This is a genomic window from Ruegeria sp. CG4 (assembly GCF_056537185.1).
The window spans coordinates 187,838-204,562 of the sequence record NZ_JBQFRB010000001.1; the positions used below are offsets into that span (position 1 = coordinate 187,838).

General features: G+C 58.0%; 18 protein-coding genes. 14 read left to right on the forward strand and 4 right to left on the reverse strand.

All coding sequences use genetic code 11. The annotated features are described in order from the left end of the window. Positions 1-49: 49 nt before the first annotated feature. Positions 50-1,045 carry a hypothetical protein gene (locus tag ACR0J2_RS00945; RefSeq protein ID WP_480812018.1) on the reverse strand — a complete coding sequence of 332 codons (996 nt, stop codon included), beginning with the start codon at positions 1,043-1,045 and terminating at the stop codon, positions 50-52. Between the two features lie 474 nt (positions 1,046-1,519). On the opposite strand from ACR0J2_RS00945, the gene ACR0J2_RS00950 reads away from it, so the two are divergent. From ACR0J2_RS00950 to preA, 3 genes are read left to right on the forward strand one after another with little or no spacing between them, the layout of a single operon-like run. Further along, positions 1,520-2,854 carry an NAD(P)-dependent oxidoreductase gene (locus tag ACR0J2_RS00950; RefSeq protein ID WP_170676669.1) on the forward strand — a complete coding sequence of 445 codons (1,335 nt, stop codon included), beginning with the start codon at positions 1,520-1,522 and terminating at the stop codon, positions 2,852-2,854. 45 nt (positions 2,855-2,899) lie between these two features. Continuing rightward, positions 2,900-3,736 carry a class I SAM-dependent methyltransferase gene (locus ACR0J2_RS00955; RefSeq protein ID WP_480811424.1) on the forward strand — a complete coding sequence of 279 codons (837 nt, stop codon included), beginning with the start codon at positions 2,900-2,902 and terminating at the stop codon, positions 3,734-3,736. Positions 3,737-3,753: 17 nt separating this feature from the next. Next, complete coding sequence (gene preA, locus ACR0J2_RS00960; RefSeq protein ID WP_170616156.1) at positions 3,754-5,058, forward strand: NAD-dependent dihydropyrimidine dehydrogenase subunit PreA; 1,305 nt, start codon at positions 3,754-3,756, stop codon at positions 5,056-5,058. Between the two features lie 240 nt (positions 5,059-5,298). Here the strand turns inward: preA and ACR0J2_RS00965 are convergent, their stop codons facing one another. Then, positions 5,299-5,907, reverse strand: a complete 609-nt coding sequence (locus ACR0J2_RS00965) for a TetR family transcriptional regulator C-terminal domain-containing protein (RefSeq protein ID WP_170616158.1) — start codon at positions 5,905-5,907, stop codon at positions 5,299-5,301. Between the two features lie 170 nt (positions 5,908-6,077). Between ACR0J2_RS00965 and ACR0J2_RS00970 the strand changes: the two genes are divergently transcribed. The 11 genes from ACR0J2_RS00970 (at position 6,078) to ACR0J2_RS01020 (ending at position 15,715) form a co-directional block, all read left to right on the forward strand. Continuing rightward, positions 6,078-7,328, forward strand: coding sequence for a Zn-dependent hydrolase (locus ACR0J2_RS00970; RefSeq protein WP_480811425.1), 1,251 nt, complete (start codon positions 6,078-6,080; stop codon positions 7,326-7,328). 92 nt (positions 7,329-7,420) lie between these two features. Continuing rightward, positions 7,421-8,875 carry a dihydropyrimidinase gene (gene hydA, locus ACR0J2_RS00975; protein WP_480811426.1) on the forward strand — a complete coding sequence of 485 codons (1,455 nt, stop codon included), beginning with the start codon at positions 7,421-7,423 and terminating at the stop codon, positions 8,873-8,875. Positions 8,876-8,897: 22 nt separating this feature from the next. Further along, positions 8,898-9,236: a hypothetical protein gene (locus ACR0J2_RS00980; RefSeq protein WP_170616164.1), complete on the forward strand. Its 339-nt coding sequence runs from the start codon at positions 8,898-8,900 to the stop codon at positions 9,234-9,236. Between the two features lie 10 nt (positions 9,237-9,246). Continuing rightward, positions 9,247-10,038, forward strand: coding sequence for an ABC transporter ATP-binding protein (locus tag ACR0J2_RS00985; protein ID WP_170616166.1), 792 nt, complete (start codon positions 9,247-9,249; stop codon positions 10,036-10,038). Positions 10,039-10,109: 71 nt separating this feature from the next. Further along, positions 10,110-10,469, forward strand: a complete 360-nt coding sequence (locus ACR0J2_RS00990) for a GNAT family N-acetyltransferase (RefSeq protein ID WP_480811427.1) — start codon at positions 10,110-10,112, stop codon at positions 10,467-10,469. Continuing rightward, on the forward strand, positions 10,466-11,383 hold the full coding sequence (locus tag ACR0J2_RS00995) for an ABC transporter permease (protein WP_170676679.1): 918 nt from the start codon (positions 10,466-10,468) through the stop codon (positions 11,381-11,383). Before ACR0J2_RS00990 ends, ACR0J2_RS00995 begins: the two co-directional genes overlap by 4 nt. Continuing rightward, on the forward strand, positions 11,380-12,225 hold the full coding sequence (locus ACR0J2_RS01000) for an ABC transporter permease (RefSeq protein WP_170616172.1): 846 nt from the start codon (positions 11,380-11,382) through the stop codon (positions 12,223-12,225). Before ACR0J2_RS00995 ends, ACR0J2_RS01000 begins: the two co-directional genes overlap by 4 nt. A 62-nt stretch (positions 12,226-12,287) precedes the next feature. Further along, positions 12,288-13,283 carry an ABC transporter substrate-binding protein gene (locus tag ACR0J2_RS01005; protein WP_321253466.1) on the forward strand — a complete coding sequence of 332 codons (996 nt, stop codon included), beginning with the start codon at positions 12,288-12,290 and terminating at the stop codon, positions 13,281-13,283. Between the two features lie 156 nt (positions 13,284-13,439). Further along, entirely contained in the window at positions 13,440-14,153 is a 714-nt protein-coding gene (locus ACR0J2_RS01010) for an ABC transporter permease (protein ID WP_170676683.1), read from the forward strand. After that, positions 14,146-14,880, forward strand: a complete 735-nt coding sequence (locus ACR0J2_RS01015; RefSeq protein WP_170676685.1) for an ATP-binding cassette domain-containing protein — start codon at positions 14,146-14,148, stop codon at positions 14,878-14,880. Before ACR0J2_RS01010 ends, ACR0J2_RS01015 begins: the two co-directional genes overlap by 8 nt. Positions 14,881-14,899: 19 nt before the next feature. Then, a complete protein-coding gene (locus ACR0J2_RS01020; protein ID WP_480811428.1) occupies positions 14,900-15,715 on the forward strand; it encodes an ABC transporter substrate-binding protein in 816 nt (271 codons plus the stop codon). 10 nt (positions 15,716-15,725) lie between these two features. On the opposite strand, the gene ACR0J2_RS01025 is transcribed toward ACR0J2_RS01020, so the two are convergent. Both ACR0J2_RS01025 and ACR0J2_RS01030 read right to left on the reverse strand, forming a co-directional pair. Then, on the reverse strand, positions 15,726-16,598 hold the full coding sequence (locus tag ACR0J2_RS01025; RefSeq protein ID WP_480811429.1) for a substrate-binding domain-containing protein: 873 nt from the start codon (positions 16,596-16,598) through the stop codon (positions 15,726-15,728). Further along, positions 16,599-16,724 carry a hypothetical protein gene (locus ACR0J2_RS01030; protein ID WP_321253456.1) on the reverse strand — a complete coding sequence of 42 codons (126 nt, stop codon included), beginning with the start codon at positions 16,722-16,724 and terminating at the stop codon, positions 16,599-16,601. Between the last annotated feature and the right edge of the window lies 1 nt (position 16,725).

Sequence of the window (16,725 nt, forward strand, 5' to 3'; positions counted from 1 at the left end):
TGTCTTGAAGAATCTCTAGGGCATTGGTCGCGTGCGCACAACGATCCAGTCAGCGCATCCACAGTCCTTTGCTCTTGATCTGGTTGCGGATGACCTGCTCGCGCTGGGGCAGGTTCTCGCGGTTGAACATATTGCGGATCTTCTCGCCCTTGCGCTGAATCACCAGCTTTTTCAGCGGGTCGTAGTTCTTCAGAACCTTCTTGATCCGGTTCGGCGCGGTCACTGTTTCCAGAACTTCGATGACATGATCCGGCTCGCGCGCGTAAAGCAGCGGGAACAGCCGGTAGTGGCAACTTACGGTGCCATCCAGCAATCCGTCCGGCAGGGCGTCGCGCCCGCCGCCAAGCGCGTGGATCACCAGCGGCAACGCGGCCTGATCCAGCCAGGGGTCAAGGTTCTGGCCAACAAGCTCTGGGATATCCTCGTCGCGGATGGCGAGCGCGTATTCCAGAAACCGTTTTCCGAAAGCGTGTGGGCAGGAATAGAAAAAATACCCTGCATTGAAGTACAGATAGCGCCGCCAGTGATCCAGCGGTTGGTCTGTGTCGATCGAGCTTTCGAAGTCCAGCCCGAACCGTTGATAGAGCGCGCGCCAGATGCCGTCGAAACCGGGGCCATACAGCGTGGGTTTTGGCCATGTCCCTTCGACCTTCAATGATGCGCCGGGGCGGTCGAAATCGAACGGAACTGTGTTCAGATCGCCCGTGATTAGGGTGTCGCTGTCAAAGAACACAAATGGCTCACCCTCGGGCATGGCCAGCAATGCTTCGATCTTGTTGCCAAAAAGATAGCTTTCGCCGAAGGCATGGTTGTCAAAGGGCAGAATCTCGGCGTCCAGTTGTCGCAGGACTTTGAGAACATCCTCGTTCTGAATGCTGGGGTTTTGTTGCCAGCGTGGGCCGGGTTGGGGAACCGCAACAAACAGTCGGCCTGTGAACCCCGGTGAACAATGTCGAAGCGAGGCGGCAAACAGCACAGCCTCGTATTGCAGGCGGTTGTTCTGTCCGATGATGACAATATTGAACTTGGTGGCCTTGGCCTGCATCGATAAACTCACGGATTTTCGCCGTTCTCCGGCGCTGCTCTGGTTCTGGTGACGCACTGTAAGCGGCAGACGACGCCAAAACCAGATGCGAGATTGGAAAACCGCTGCGGCGCGCCCAATTCTGAACGCGACGCAGGAACTCAAACAGGCCTGGACATGTTTGTCATCAATGGCGGCAGGTAGGAAGCCGTCGAGTCATTTGGCGCCTGGGACTGGCTGCGCTGTCCGTCGAATACCCGCTGTCCCACCGCTGCAGGTGATTATTGGACCATGCACGGAGTTTAACTCGAAGATTTTTCTCGAATAGTTAAATTTGACCAAAAGCAAATAAAAACAAAAAACTATACGGTGAAGTTGAGGTCGTTCTCTCAGCTTTTTCGACTTTTTGGTGATTTTATAAATTTTACCAATTGATAAAAAATTAGTTTGTGGCAAGCTGAGGTCACAATAAACATATCTACAGGGAGTAGAGTGATGGCACAGGGCCAGATGGTCCCCGGTATTGTCGCCGGGCGGCTTTCCAGCGATGAGCTGACCTCGAATTTCACGGATCTGCATCCGCCGCTGGCCGCGCATGAGGCGGCTGTGGCGGCGGATCGGTGCTATTTCTGCTATGACGCGCCATGCGTTACCGCTTGTCCCACGGACATCGATATTCCGTTGTTCATGCGCCAGATTCAGGCCGGTCAGCCGGAAGCGGCAGGCCAGACCATTCTGGAACAGAACATTCTGGGTGGCATGTGCGCCCGGGTCTGTCCGACCGAAACATTGTGCGAGGAGGCCTGCGTACGCGAAACCGCCGAAGGGTCGCCGGTTGAGATTGGTCGACTGCAGCGTTACGCCACGGACAGCGTCATGGCGACCGGGGTGCATCCATTCGAAAGGGCGCCATCGACCGGCAAGACAATCGCTGTGGTTGGCGCGGGCCCTGCGGGACTGGCTTGTGCCCATCGTCTGGCCATGCATGGCCACGACGTGGTGATCCACGACGCCAGGCCCAAGCCGGGCGGGCTGAACGAATATGGTATCGCGGCCTACAAATCGACCAACAATTTTGCTCAGGCCGAGGTGGACTGGCTGCTGAAAATCGGCGGTATCGTGATCGAGACGGGTTCCGCGCTGGGTGACACCATCTCGCTGGACGGGCTGCGCCAGAATTATGACGCGGTTTTCCTGTCGATCGGTCTGGCCGGGGTGAACGCACTTCGCGCACAAGGGCATGATCTGGACGGAGTGCGTAATGCGGTCGACTTCATCTCGGACGTGCGACAGGCAGATGACCTTGCGCATCTGCCGGTAGGGCGCAACGTCGTGGTGATCGGTGGCGGCATGACTGCCGTGGATGCGGCAGTGAAATCCCGCCTTCTTGGTGCCGAACATGTGACCATCGCATATCGCCGCGGCCGCGACGCGATGGGAGCCAGCCGGTATGAACAGGATCTGGCGGCCTCTCATGGTGTTCGAATTCTGTGCAACGTTCAGCCTGTGGCCATTCATGGAAATGGCTCCACCGCCGAGATCGAGCTTGAATATACCGAATCCCGCGAAGGCAAGCTGAGCGGAACCGGCGAAACCATTCGTGTTCCGGCGGATCAAGTCCTCAAGGCAATTGGTCAGACACTGGAAGGGGCACCTGAAGGTTTGGACCTGGACGGCAACAAGATCGTCGTTACGGGCGCGGGCCGCACATCCATCGAAGGTGTCTGGGCAGGGGGCGACTGTGCAACCGGTGGCGAAGACCTGACCGTGACCGCGGTGGCCGAGGGCAGGGATGCCGCGATGGACATCCATGCAACGCTTGTTTCGTGATATAGTGAGGCATTGATCTTTCAATCGCATTGCTGAGGTGTTGCCATGTCCCGGATCGAAGAAGCCGTTGCCCGCCACTATACGACAGGTGAACTGACAGAACGCGTTCGCGATGCGCTACGGCAGAGCGGTATCGACCCGGACGCGGCCACGGTTGCCGACCTGAAAGCGGGCGACGAATTCCACACAGGCGGAGTTGCCGCGACGGATCATCTGTTCGCGCAGCTTTCGCCGACCCACGCAACGCGGGTGCTGGATATCGGTTGCGGTATCGGTGGAACGTCGCGCTACATTGCGGACCGCTACACCTCGACCGTTACGGGCATCGATCTGACCCCTGAGTTCGTCGAGACGGCAACCGCCCTCAGTGCGATTGTCGGTCTTGAAAGCAAGGTGCGCTTTCTGACCGGAAGCGCTTTGGACATGCCGGTGCCGAACGCCAGCTTTGACCTTGCCGTCATGCTGCATGTCGGCATGAACATTCAGGACAAACAACGCCTGTTCGCCGAAGTGGCCAGGGTGCTGGCAAAAGGCGGCACCTTTGCGCTGTTTGACGTGATGGGCGGTGCGGTGGATGATCCGATGGTCTTTCCATTGCCCTGGTCGACGACGCCCGACACCTCGTTCGTGGACACGCCTGGTGCGTACAGGGACGCGGCCTCGGCTGTTGGATTTGAACTGATCACGGAAAACGACCGCTCGGAATTCGCGAAAGCGTTCTTTGAAGAGGTCTTTGCCCGCACGGCCGAAAGCGGCCCCGCACCGCTGGGGATCCACCTGATGATGGGTGATACTGCCCCTGAGAAGTTCAAAAACTATGTCGCAAACCTTGACGCCGGGCGCATCCGCCCGACCGAGATGATTTTCAAGAAAACCGGTTAACCCGGTAAGGAGAACCCATGGCCAATCTGACAACTGACTTTCTGGGAATTTCCAGCCCCAACCCTTACTGGCTGGCATCCGCGCCGCCGACGGACAAGGAATACAACGTACGACGCGCATTCGAGGCTGGATGGGGCGGTGTCGTGTGGAAAACGCTTGGTGCCGAAGGGCCGCCGGTCGTGAATGTGAATGGTCCGCGCTACGGGGCCATCTACGGCGCGGATCGTCGCCTGCTGGGCCTGAACAATATCGAACTGATCACCGACCGCCCGCTTGAAGTGAACCTCGAGGAGATGGCGCGGGTCAAAGCAGACTATCCTGACCGGGCGCTGATCGCCTCGATCATGGTACCGTGCGAGGAAGAGGCATGGAAAGCCATCCTGCCGCGCGTCGCAGAAACCGGAGCGGACGGAATCGAGCTGAACTTCGGTTGTCCACACGGGATGAGCGAGCGGGGAATGGGGTCGGCCGTCGGACAGGTTCCGGAATATATCGAGATGGTTACCCGGTGGTGCAAAAAATACTATGACCGCCCGGTCATCGTGAAGCTGACACCGAATATCACCGATGTCCGCAAACCCGCTGCTGCGGCCAAGAACGGTGGTGCGGATGCCGTATCGCTGATCAACACGATCAACTCGATCACCAGCGTCAATCTGGACACGTTCAGCCCCGAACCCTCGATTGACGGTAAGGGCAGCCACGGTGGTTATTGCGGGCCGGCGGTCAAGCCGATTGCCTTGTCGATGGTGTCCGAGATTGCGCGCGCGGAGGCTACGCATGGCCTGCCGATTTCAGGCATTGGTGGCGTGACCACCTGGCGCGATGCTGCGGAATTCATGGCGCTGGGGTGCGGCACTGTTCAGGTCTGCACGGCGGCGATGACCTATGGGTTCAAGATCATCGATGAACTGACGGCCGGTCTGTCCAAATGGATGGATGAAAAGGGCTATTCCGACGTGTCCGAAATCGTTGGTCTGGCGGTGCCGAATGTCACGGACTGGCAATACCTGAACCTGAACTACGTGGCCAAAGCCAAGATCGATCAGGACCAGTGCATCAAGTGCGGCAGATGCTATGCCGCCTGCGAGGACACCAGCCATCAGGCGATTTCGATGTCCGCCGATCGCGTTTTTGAAGTGATGGATGATGAATGCGTGGCCTGTAACCTGTGCGTCGATGTATGTCCGGTCGAGGGATGTATCTCGATGGAGCCGATGGCAGCAGGGGAGATCGACCCACGCACACAAAAGGTCGTTGAGCCCGGTTATGCGAACTGGACCACGCATCCGAACAACCCAATGGCTAAAGCGGCTGAGTAGTTCGGTACCTTTTGGACGAAAACCTGATCCGAGAAAACGCGTCGAGTTTCTTCGGATCAGAAAATCGGTCGGCCCATTGTGACAGGTAAAGGCTCATTGGTCGGCGGTGCGGATAAGATGATATCCGCGCCGCTTTGTTTCATTTGGAAACCACACGCGGCCAGCTTTGCGTTTAATCCAGGGTTCCGGGTTGGGTCTGGTGCCAGAAGAAGACTCTTCCTTAAGTTTGTTAACTGCTTCTCAAGGGGTTAACAGTTTGCGGTACAAGGTTTCCATGAAGGGCGCTGCGCCTTCGAACGGGTCCTCCTCACCAAGAATTGCCCGGACCTGCACTTCAAAATCGGCGTAGTGCTGGGTCAGGGACCAGATGGAAAATATCAGATGATAGGGATGAAGACGGGCGATTTTGCCCTGATCCATCCAGGTAGTCAAAACAGCAGTTTTTTGGTCGACCAGAGACTTCAGGTCATTGGACAGATTATCCCGGATACGAGGCGCGCCCTGAACCAGTTCATTGGCAAACAGGCGGCTTTCACGGGGTAACTCCTGGCTCATCTGGAGCTTGCGGTTGATGTAAGACAGGATCTCTTCCAGCGGATCGCCGTTTTCGTCCAGATCGTGAAGCGGGGCCAGCCACACGTCCAGAAGCCCGGACAGAAGGGCGGTGTGAATCGCCTCCTTCGAGGGGAAGTAATACAGAAGGTTCGGTTTGCTCAATCCGGCTTCGGCTGCGATTTGGTCCACCGTCGCACCGCGAAAACCATGGGCTGAAAAAACGTTCAGCGCCGCCTCGAGAATCGCTGCGCGGTTCTTTTTCTGAATTCGGGTAGGCGCACGGTCTTTTGGCATTGATCCCAGTTACCCCAATTTTTGTCAGACGGGTGCTGATTATGCTTAAATTTCCGTCGACGCGATGCAATTTCTTGACTGATGTCGAACCCGTGATAGCGTGAGTTTGACCAGATGGTCAAATCAAGACACCAAAAGCGAGCCAAATCGCAAGCAACAGGGGAAAACAGATGGCAGCTCCGGCGCAGAATCTCAGAATAAATGGAGACAGGCTGTGGGATAGTCTGGTGGAGATGGCAAAGATCGGCCCCGGCGTTGCGGGCGGCAATAACCGCCAGACATTGACGGACGAAGATGCCGAAGGGCGAGCGCTGTTCCAGAAATGGTGTGAGGAAGCCGGTTGCACCATGGGACTGGATCAGATGGGCAACATGTTCGCCCATCGCGAAGGCTCTGACCCTGATGCTCTGCCGGTCTATGTTGGATCGCACCTGGACACGCAGCCGACCGGCGGGAAATTCGACGGTGTGCTGGGTGTGCTGGGCGGGTTGGAGATCATCCGGACACTCAATGACCTGGGGATCAAGACGAAGCACCCGATCGTTGCGACCAACTGGACCAACGAGGAAGGCACCAGATATGCGCCGGCCATGTTGTCCTCGGGCGTGTTTGCGGGAATGCACACGCAGGACTGGGCCTATGACCGGGAAGACGCGGAAGGCAAGAAGTTTGGCGATGAGCTGAATCGCATTGGCTGGCGAGGAGACGAGGAAGTCGGTGCGCGAAAAATGCACGCCTTTTTTGAACTGCATATCGAACAGGGCCCCATCCTGGAGGCCGAGGAAAAGGACATCGGCGTTGTCACGCATGGCCAGGGCCTGAGCTGGACCCAGATCACGGTTACCGGCAAAGACGCCCATACCGGCTCGACCCCAATGCCGATGCGCAAGAATGCGGGTCTGGCCATGGCGCGCATCCTTGAGAAAGTGGACGAAATTGCATGGTCCCACGCACCCCACGCGGTTGGGGCGGCAGGGCATATCGACGTCTACCCCAATTCCCGGAATGTGATCCCGGGCAAGGTGGTGTTCACGGTCGATTTCCGCTCGCCCGAACTGGACGTGATCACCGATATGGAAAACCGGTTGCGTGTTGCTGCCGAGGATATCGTGGATGAAATGGGGCTTCAGATCGAATTTGAGAAAGTCGGCGGTTTTGACCCGGTGAAGTTCGACGAGACCTGCGTTGCAGCGGTTCGAAGCGCGGCTGATCGTTTAGGGTATTCCCATACAGATATCATTTCCGGCGCCGGGCACGACGCCTGCTGGATCAATCGCGTTGCCCCGACGGCGATGGTGATGTGTCCGTGTGTAGATGGCCTGAGCCACAACGAGGCCGAAGAGATCAGCAAGGAATGGGCTGCTGCCGGGGCGGATGTTCTGTTTCACGCGGTCGTCGAAACTGCGGAGATTGTGGAGTAGGGGGCTCTGCCCCCGTCGCCCGCTGGGCGTCTCCCCCGGGATACTTTTGGCCAGATGAAGCAAGCGGCGCAGACCGCAACAGGGAGTTTGACATGAGCACTGTTATCAGGAACGGAACAATCGTCACCGCCGATTTGACGTACAAGGCAGACGTAAAGATCGAAGCCGGTGTAATCACGGAAATTGGTCCGGATTTGAAAGGCGACAAGGAACTGGATGCAACCGGGTGTTATGTCATGCCCGGTGGAATTGACCCGCATACGCATCTGGAAATGCCGTTTATGGGAACCTATTCCAGTGACGACTTCGAAAGCGGCACGCGGGCGGCGCTGGCCGGCGGGACCACCATGGTCGTCGATTTCGCATTGCCGAATCCGGGGGAAAGCCTGCTGGATGCCCTGAAACGCTGGGACAATAAATCGACGCGTGCAAACTGCGACTATTCCTTCCACATGGCAGTAACATGGTGGGGCGAGCAGGTCTTTGACGATATCAAGACCGTGATCGAGACGCGGGGTATCAACACGTTCAAGCACTTCATGGCCTACAAGGGCGCGCTGATGGTGAATGATGACGAGTTGTTTGCGTCCTTCAGGCGTCTGGCCGAACTGGGCGGGACTGCGTTGGTGCATGCCGAAAACGGTGATGTAGTCGCGGAACTCAGCGCCAAACTGCTGGCTGAAGGAAATACCGGCCCCGAGGCGCACGCCTATTCCCGACCGCCGCAGGTCGAAGGCGAGGCGACCAACCGCGCCATCATGATCGCCGACATGGCGGGCGTGCCGCTTTATGTCGTGCACACCTCGTGTGAAGAGGCGCATGAGGCCATCCGCCGCGCCAGAATGCAGGGCAAGCGCGTGTGGGGCGAGCCGCTGATTCAGCATCTGACGCTGGATGAAAGCGAGTATTTCAACCAGGACTGGGATCATGCGGCACGCAGGGTGATGAGCCCGCCGTTCCGCAACAAGCAGCATCAGGACAGTCTGTGGGCAGGCCTGCAATCAGGATCGCTAAGCGTGGTGGCAACCGACCATTGCGCCTTTACGACCGAGCAGAAGCGGTACGGTGTCGGCGATTTCACCAAGATCCCCAATGGGACCGGCGGGTTGGAAGACCGGATGCCGATGCTGTGGACCCATGGTGTTGAAACAGGGCGGCTGACGCCGAACGAGTTTGTGGCGGTTACATCAACAAACATCGCCAAGATATTGAATTGCTATCCGAAAAAGGGCGCAGTTCTGGTGGGGGCGGATGCCGATCTGGTCGTCTGGGACCCCCAAAAGACCAAAACCATCAGCGCGGGCACGCAACAATCCTCGATCGATTACAATGTCTTTGAGGGCAAAGAGGTCAAGGGTCTGCCACGTTTCACGCTCAGCCGTGGGCATGTCGCGGTGCATGATGGTGAGATCAGGACGCAGGAGGGGCACGGTCAGTTTGTTGCGCGTGAGGCCAATACCCATGTGAACAAGGCGCTGAGCACCTGGAAAGACCTGACTGCCCCACGACCGGTGGAACGCACGGGTATTCCGGCGACAGGTGTGTGATTTGCGCGGACTACTTTGTTCAATGGCTTCGTTGCTATGTAGCGGAACTGTCGCGTATGCGCAGTCGGGATTTCCGGTATATGGCAACAACTCGGGATGCGACGTTCACTTTGAACGCAGCACCGCCGAGGCAACTGACATGGCCTTGTTGAAAGAAGGGCGGTTGCTGTTTTACGAAACCGCCTGCGATGTCTTGGTTGTTGGAAATCAAGATGGACAGATATCGACACTGACGGCGAAATGCATCGGCTATGAAGAAACCTATGACTTTACATGGGATTTCTACAGTGATGGACACGAGGGGTTTGTCCTTGCAAACCCTGACCAGACCTACGCGACGGTTTTGAGCGTTTGTCGGTGAAAGGACAAAAATGACAAGTAATGAACAGCCCGTCATTCAGGCAAAACAACTGGACCTCACCTTCCAGACCAATGACGGGCCGATCCACGCATTGAAAGATGTAAACCTGTCGATCGACAAGGGCGATTTTGTCAGTTTCATCGGCCCCTCGGGCTGTGGCAAGACCACTTTCCTGCGCTGTATCGCGGCACTGGAAACCCCGACCGGGGGAACCCTGACGGTGAACGGCATGACCCCGGATGAAGCGCGGCGGAACCGGGCCTATGGCTATGTGTTTCAGGCGGCGGGGCTGTATCCCTGGCGGACCATCGCCAAGAACATCAAGCTGCCGCTTGAGATCATGGGGTACTCGGCGGCCGAGCAGGATGAGCGTGTGAAGAACGTTCTGGAACTTGTTGATCTTGAAGGGTTTGGTGGCAAGTTTCCTTGGCAGCTATCCGGTGGGATGCAGCAACGTGCCAGTATTGCCAGGGCGCTGGCTTTTGATGCCGATATCCTGCTGATGGACGAACCTTTCGGCGCTTTGGACGAAATCGTGCGCGACCACCTGAATGAACAGCTTCTTGCGCTGTGGGCGCGGACGGAAAAGACAATCGGGTTTGTGACCCACTCGATCCCCGAGGCGGTGTATCTGAGCACCAAGATCGTAGTGATGAGCCCGCGTCCGGGACGGATCACGGATGTGATCGACAGCCCGCTGCCCAAGGAACGGCCTTTGGACATCCGGGATTCTCCGGAATTCATTGAGGTGGCCCACCGCGTGCGCGAGGGGTTGCGTGCCGGTCACGGGGATGACGTCTGATGCCGGGTGAATCTATCAGACGGGCAGAGCCGGACGATGTCCCGGCCTGCGCACAAGTTATCTCGACTTGGATGAAGACAACAAGTTGGATGCCTGAAGAACTGCCCGTGGAAAAGCTTGCCGGATTGATCAATGAGGCCTTTCCGGAACGCGAAATCTGGGTCGTGGGCGACCCGGTAGACTGCTACATGTCCGTTGATCCCGTGGCGTGCAAGGTCGGCGCGTTGTACTGCCTGCGAACCGGCATGGGGATTGGTAAGCGGTTGTTGGACAAGGCCAAGGAAAATCGCGATTTTCTGTGGCTGACAACACATGAGCCGAACAAGGCAGCGCAAAGGTTTTATCGCCGGGAAGGGTTTGTCGAGGCCGGAACGGAGCCGCCCGTGCCGCCCGAAACCCTGCCAGTGATCCGGATGGAGTGGCGTGCATGAAGCAGATTGTTGCCGTGTTGACAGTCGTGGCTGCTATCGTTGCCATTTGGTACGCCGCATGTGTTCCGATGAACATCAAGGGTGTGCTGTCCGAGCTTGAGCGTGGCGGGGCCGAGGTTCAGCCGCCGACCGCCAGTGCGCGCCGCGACATGGGAGAGGTCAGGCTGGTTTTGAGCAACAGCTTTGCGATCCCCGCCACGTGGGAGCAGAAAAAACCGCGCCTGCCATCCCCGCACCAGGTCGCGATCGAGCTGTGGGAGACCACGATAGGCAAGAATATCACCTCCAAGCGGTCGCTGGTGTATCATGGTTGGGTAACCTTGAGCGCCACGATGCTGGGTTTTGTCATTGGTACCGGGCTTGGCATTTTGCTGGCCGTTGGGATTGTCCATAGTCGGGTCATGGACCTGTCTGTCATGCCATGGGCCATTGTCAGCCAGACGATCCCGATCATTGCGTTGGCACCGATGATCATCGTCGTTCTGTATTCGGTGGGTGTTCAGGGGATTATTCCCAAGGCGATCATCTCGGCCTACCTGAGCTTTTTTCCGGTTGTTGTCGGCATGGTCAAAGGCTTGCGCAGCCCGGATGCCATGCAACTTGACCTGCTGCGGACCTACAATGCCAACACATCGCAGGGGTTCTGGAAACTGCGCCTGCCCGCATCGATGCCCTACCTGTTCGCTTCGCTCAAAATCGGCATCGCAGCGTCGCTGGTCGGCGCAATTGTCGGAGAACTGCCGACAGGTGCGGTTGCCGGTCTGGGCGCGCGGCTGCTGGCGGGCAGCTATTACGGGCAGACGGTTCAGATCTGGTCAGCCCTGTTCGCGGCGGCCATTCTGGCGGCTTGCCTGGTGGGTCTGTTGGGTCTGATTGAACGGGCGGTACTGAAACGCATGGGGATGGCGCAATGATACTGGTTTTTGGTGCAGTACTGTTGTGGGTGTTCGGCTGGTGGCTGAACAGCCGGCTGGCCAGTGGTCCCTGGGCCGACACGCGCATGGTCAGGTTTCTGGCCCCTCTGGTTTTCGGGCTGACGGTTGTTGGCATCTGGGAAATGCTGGTGCGTGGGCTGGATGTTCCTCTGGTCATTCTGCCCGCACCGTCGGTTATCGCGCTGCGGTTTGCTGACAGTTTGCCGATCCTCTGGGCCGATTTCGTGCAGACGATCATCAAGGGCGCCTTCAGCGGATATGTGATTGGTTGCGGCGCGGCATTTCTGATGGCGATTGCCGTGGACCGGTGGGATTTCCTGCGCCTGGGTCTGCTGCCGGTTGGTAACTTCGTTGCTGCGCTGCCGATCGTGGGCACCGCACCCATTCTGGTGATGTGGTACGGGTTCGACTGGCATTCCAAGGCCGCCGTCGTTGTTGTGATGGTGTTCTTTCCCATGCTGGTCAACACCGTGGCTGGCCTGCGCGAAGCGACAACCATGCAGCGCGACCTGATGGAGACCTATGCGGCGACCTATTGGCAGAGCTTTGTGAAACTCCGCCTTCCTGCGGCGATGCCGTTCATTTTCAACGGACTAAAGATTTCTACCACCTTGGCCCTGATCGGCGCTATCGTGGCCGAGTTCTTTGGTTCGCCCATAGTCGGGATGGGCTTTCGAATTTCGACCAGCGTCGGACAATTGTCGCTGGATATGGTCTGGGCCGAGATTGTTGTGGCCGCGCTGGCTGGAACGGCTTTTTACGGGCTGGTGGCTATGATCGAAAAGGCGGTGACATTCTGGCATCCGTCACAACGAGGATAACGCAGGAAAGAATTCAACAGACCCCGAAAACGGGGCACCAATAGCAACTAGGAGAAATGAAGATGAATAAGCTACTCAGCGGGGCGGTTACAGCCTTCAGCCTGGCAGCCACTACGGCGCTGGCGGCGGACGAGGTAACGCTACAGTTGAAATGGGTCGGTCAGGCGCAGTTCGCGGGCTATTTCGTGGCCGAAGCAAAAGGCTATTATGACGAAGAAGGGCTGGATGTCACGATCAAGCCCGGCGGCCCTGATATCGCGCCGGAACAGGTCATCGCAGGGGGCGGGGCTGACGTCATCACCACATGGATGGCAGCCGGACTTGCGGCGCGTGAGCGGGGCGTACCCTTGGTCAACATCGCGCAGCCCTTCAAGACCGGCGGATTGCAGGTCAACTGTTTGAAGTCCACCGGCGTTGAATCTCCGGAAGATTTCCCGGGGCGGACGATGGGTGTCTGGTTCTTCGGGAACGAATACCCGTTCTATGCATGGATGGCATCTCTGGGAATCGAGACGGATGGTGCGGATGAAAACGGTGTTACGGTTCTGAAGCAGGCGTTTTCGGCAGATCCTCTGATTCAGGGGCAGGCTGATTGCATTTCGACCATGACTTACAACGAGTACCGCCAGATTCTGCAGGCCGGTATCACCCCGGAAGAACTGGTGACCTTCAACTACCTGCAGATGGGCTTTGGTATGCTCGAAGATGGTCTGTACGTCATGGAAGAAAACCTGGAAGACCCGGCCTTTGTCGACAAGATGGAGCGCTTTGTTCGGGCCTCGATGAAAGGGTGGAAATACGCTGCCGAGAACCAGGAAGAAGCGGCCGAGATCGTGCTGGAGTTTGACGAAACCGGCGCACAGGAACTGGATCATCAGGTCTATATGATGGGTGAAATCGCAAAGCTGATCGAAGGATCGGACGGCGCGCTGGACCCCAGCGATTATGAGCAGACCGTGAAGACGCTTCTGTCGGCCGTGTCCGCGGAAAACCCCGCCATCACGAAGGAACCGGAAGGGGCATGGACTCATAAGATCACGGATGCAGCATTGAACTGACAACCGGATTACCCGAAACAAAGAAACGCGGCTCGGAAACGAGCCGCGTTTTTGGTTTGGGGTGCCGCAAAAGTGTCTGTACTTACAATCATTTCCGATTAGTATTTCGTTGTGAATTGATGCAATTTGTACGAGTTGGCGATCAAGAGGGATGAAATGCAGGATTTTGCATCAGAATTCAGCAAGGCGATGGCTCTGATCCTGAACGGGGATACAGAGCTTTGGGCGATCGTCCTGCTATCCCTGCGCGTTTCGATCTTTGCCGTGTTGATTTCAGCCGCCATCGGCATGCCCTTGGGTGCTGCTCTTGCCGTGGCTCGGTTTCCGGGACGCCGAGTGCTGATTGTTCTGATGAACGCCCTGATGGGTTTGCCGCCCGTGGTGGTCGGGTTGCTTGTCTATCTGATGTTGTCACGGTCAGGGCCATTGGGCGTCTTGCAGCTGCTTTACACACCAACCGCGATGATCATCGCGCAGGTGGTTCTGGTCACGCCCATCGTCGCAGCATTGACACGACAGGTGGTCGAGATGCTGGCCGAAGAGTATTCGGAGCAGTTGCGCTCGCTTGGCGTGTCGCGACTGGCCTCGGTTCCGGTCTTGTTGTGGGATGCCCGGCTGGCACTTGTCACGGCGTTGCTTGCGGGCTTCGGGCGGGCCATTGCCGAGGTTGGCGCAGTGATCATCGTCGGCGGCAATATCAATCACGTGACGCGGGTCATGACGACCACCATCGCGCTTGAGACATCCAAGGGCAATCTGGCGCTTGCGCTGGCCCTTGGGGCGATCCTGATCGGAATTGCGGTAGCGGTAAATGCCATGGTCAGCGCGCTGAGCCTCAGGGCCGAGCGGGAAGGATTACGCCATGCGTGATCTGGCCGGTGAAATGTATAGAAAACTGCAGGTGAAGGATCTCAGGATCGCGCGCGATGGCAAAGATCTGCTGAACGTGCGGGAACTAACTTTGGACGGGCCTGGCCCGACGTTGATCCTTGGGCCAAACGGGGCGGGCAAAAGCCTTCTTCTCAGGTGCCTGCATGGGTTGATCGCGCCGGACGGTGGTCGAGTGTTTCAGGACAGCGTGCCGCTGAATGCCGAACACAAGGCGCGTCAGGCGATGGTTTTTCAGCGGCCGGTTCTGTTGCGCCGCTCTGTTGCGGGCAATTTGGGCTTTGTGCTGAAACGACAGGGGCTGAACCACGCTCAGCGCAGGGACCGAATTGCAGAGCTGCTGACCGAGGGCGGGCTGGAAGCCAAGGCGCGTCAAGCGGCACGATCCCTTTCCGGAGGTGAGGCGCAGCGATTGGCCATCCTTCGTGCACTGGCGACATTGCCCGATACATTGTTTCTGGACGAACCGACCAGCGCACTTGACCCAGGCGCGACGCAGAAAATCGAACAGATGATCTTGCGGGCTTCCATGCGGGGCGTCCGCATCGTGATGGTGACGCACGACATCGGTCAGGCCCGGCGATTGGCGGCAGATGTGGTCATGATGCAGGCTGGTCATGTGGTTGAACATGGCGCCGCCAATCAGGTACTTGAGGCGCCGACAAGCGAAGCCTCGCGACGCTACCTTGATGGCGGACTGGTCACTTGAAAACTCGACGGAGAACTGAATGATCCGAAACTTCATTCGGGCAGCGGTTGTAGCGTTTGGCCTGCAGCTTGCCCCCGCGCAGGCGGAAGCGCCGTTTATCATCGTTCAATCGACCACATCGACGCAGAACTCGGGCCTGTTGGATTACATCCTGCCGGGTTTTGAAGCGGAAACCGGAATTGATGTTCGGGTCGTCGCGGTCGGCACAGGGCAGGCGATCAGGAATGCGATCAATGGGGACGGCGATGTCCTTCTGGTGCACTCAAAGCCCGCCGAAGAGCAATTCGTTGCTGACGGCTGGGGCGTCGAACGCTTTGACGTCATGTACAATGACTTTGTGCTTGTAGGCCCCAAGTCGGATCTGGCCGGTATTCGCGGCGGCTCCGATGTTCTGGCCGCCCTGTCTGCGGTGGCCGAGTCCGAGGCCCCTTTCGCCTCACGCGGGGATGACAGCGGAACCCACAAGGCCGAAATGCGTCATTGGGCCAGTGCAGGGATTGATCCGACCAAAGCGTCGGGGAGGTGGTACAGTGAAACGGGATCGGGAATGGGCGCCACGCTTAATGTGGCAAGCGGGTTGCAGGCCTATGCGCTGACGGATCGGGCCACCTGGCAGTCATTCGGAAACAAGGGCGATCTTGAAATTCTTGTCGAAGGTGATCCGCGCCTTTTCAACCAATACGGCATTATTCTAGTTAACCCGGAAAAGTACCCGGGTGTCAGGGCCGCTGCGGGGCAGCGTTTTATCGATTGGCTGACAGGGCCGGACGGACAGGCCGCCATCGAGTCCTACCAGTTGGACGGACAACAGCTGTTCTTCCCAAACGCCAAATGAAAGCAGGCGCTCAGCCGCTGGCACCGTTATGATGGACAGTCCCCATACGGGACAGATCGTACCCGCCGAATTCTGCTGCTCGGGTGGAAAATCGTTCTGATCGCAGGAACCCCAGCAGCTTTTGCAGGGGAGCGTCAAAATAAGCGCGTCGCCAGATTGCAAGGTCCAGCCTCTCGGTATGCGTCGGGACAAAACCAAGATTATACAGTCCGGCCAAGGCCCCCAATCCGAATCCGACCTCGGCTTTGGCATCGTGCAGGGCCACAGCCAGTTCTTCCTCGGTTCGGGCGCAGGATGGCAGCGCGTCCAGATCATCCCGAGTGAGGCCGCAGGCGGACAGTTGACCGTCGAACAGATGTTGGCTTGCCGCACTATCCTGACGGAGTATGACCCGCCGCGCTTTCAGGTCCCCAAATTCCCTGATGCCCGACACGCCTGGGGCCAGCAACAGACCGCGCTGTCTTTGCGCAATCTCGATAAGGACAACCGGTGCTTCGCCGAAGGTGTTGCGCATCGCCTGGGTGTTGAACCCGTTTTCTTCGTGGATATGCAACACGGCAGCCTGCGCGCTGCGATCTTTCAGGCGGTTCAGGCCGTCGAAAGACCCGTCGTAATATGTTGCCAGACCCGATCCGCTTTCCCGCAAGGCCCAGTCCAGTAGGGGATCGTGACTTCCTGCGACAATCGGCGGAAGGGGCGGTTCCGCGACCTGCGGCCCGGACCGCGACGCATTCAGCCAGGCGATGACCTCGGCTCGGGGGAACAGCAGCTTGCCCATCGCGCGCACGCAAGGCACTTCGCCCGAGGAGGCCAGATCATAGGCCTTCCGCTCACCAATGCGCAGCAGCTCGGCCAGTTCTTTTGTGGTCAGATAGTGGGACATTCAGTCGAGGCGCACCGCGGAACCAGACCCTGCATCCGCAGCACTGAACCCGGCCTGTTTCAGAGCATAAGGCGCGCTGACAGTGATAACGACCATCGCCGCAACGGCGGCAAGAAAGGCTTTCATG

Bases quoted from the DNA above. Each gene is read 5' to 3' on its own strand.
- ACR0J2_RS01030 (WP_321253456.1), bottom strand. From the start codon at position 16,724: ATGAAAGCCTTTCTTGCCGCCGTTGCGGCGATGGTCGTTATCACTGTC.
- ACR0J2_RS00945 (WP_480812018.1), bottom strand. From the start codon at position 1,045: ATGCAGGCCAAGGCCACCAAGTTCAATATTGTCATCATCGGACAGAAC.
- ACR0J2_RS00985 (WP_170616166.1), top strand. From the start codon at position 9,247: ATGACAAGTAATGAACAGCCCGTCATTCAGGCAAAACAACTGGACCTC.
- ACR0J2_RS00995 (WP_170676679.1), top strand. From the start codon at position 10,466: ATGAAGCAGATTGTTGCCGTGTTGACAGTCGTGGCTGCTATCGTTGCC.
- ACR0J2_RS00970 (WP_480811425.1), top strand. From the start codon at position 6,078: ATGGCAGCTCCGGCGCAGAATCTCAGAATAAATGGAGACAGGCTGTGG.
- ACR0J2_RS00965 (WP_170616158.1), bottom strand. From the start codon at position 5,907: ATGCCAAAAGACCGTGCGCCTACCCGAATTCAGAAAAAGAACCGCGCA.
- ACR0J2_RS01015 (WP_170676685.1), top strand. From the start codon at position 14,146: ATGCGTGATCTGGCCGGTGAAATGTATAGAAAACTGCAGGTGAAGGAT.
- ACR0J2_RS01000 (WP_170616172.1), top strand. From the start codon at position 11,380: ATGATACTGGTTTTTGGTGCAGTACTGTTGTGGGTGTTCGGCTGGTGG.
- ACR0J2_RS01005 (WP_321253466.1), top strand. From the start codon at position 12,288: ATGAATAAGCTACTCAGCGGGGCGGTTACAGCCTTCAGCCTGGCAGCC.
- ACR0J2_RS00950 (WP_170676669.1), top strand. From the start codon at position 1,520: ATGGCACAGGGCCAGATGGTCCCCGGTATTGTCGCCGGGCGGCTTTCC.
- hydA (WP_480811426.1), top strand. From the start codon at position 7,421: ATGAGCACTGTTATCAGGAACGGAACAATCGTCACCGCCGATTTGACG.
- ACR0J2_RS01010 (WP_170676683.1), top strand. From the start codon at position 13,440: ATGCAGGATTTTGCATCAGAATTCAGCAAGGCGATGGCTCTGATCCTG.
- ACR0J2_RS00990 (WP_480811427.1), top strand. From the start codon at position 10,110: ATGAAGACAACAAGTTGGATGCCTGAAGAACTGCCCGTGGAAAAGCTT.
- ACR0J2_RS01025 (WP_480811429.1), bottom strand. From the start codon at position 16,598: ATGTCCCACTATCTGACCACAAAAGAACTGGCCGAGCTGCTGCGCATT.
- preA (WP_170616156.1), top strand. From the start codon at position 3,754: ATGGCCAATCTGACAACTGACTTTCTGGGAATTTCCAGCCCCAACCCT.
- ACR0J2_RS00980 (WP_170616164.1), top strand. From the start codon at position 8,898: ATGGCTTCGTTGCTATGTAGCGGAACTGTCGCGTATGCGCAGTCGGGA.
- ACR0J2_RS00955 (WP_480811424.1), top strand. From the start codon at position 2,900: ATGTCCCGGATCGAAGAAGCCGTTGCCCGCCACTATACGACAGGTGAA.
- ACR0J2_RS01020 (WP_480811428.1), top strand. From the start codon at position 14,900: ATGATCCGAAACTTCATTCGGGCAGCGGTTGTAGCGTTTGGCCTGCAG.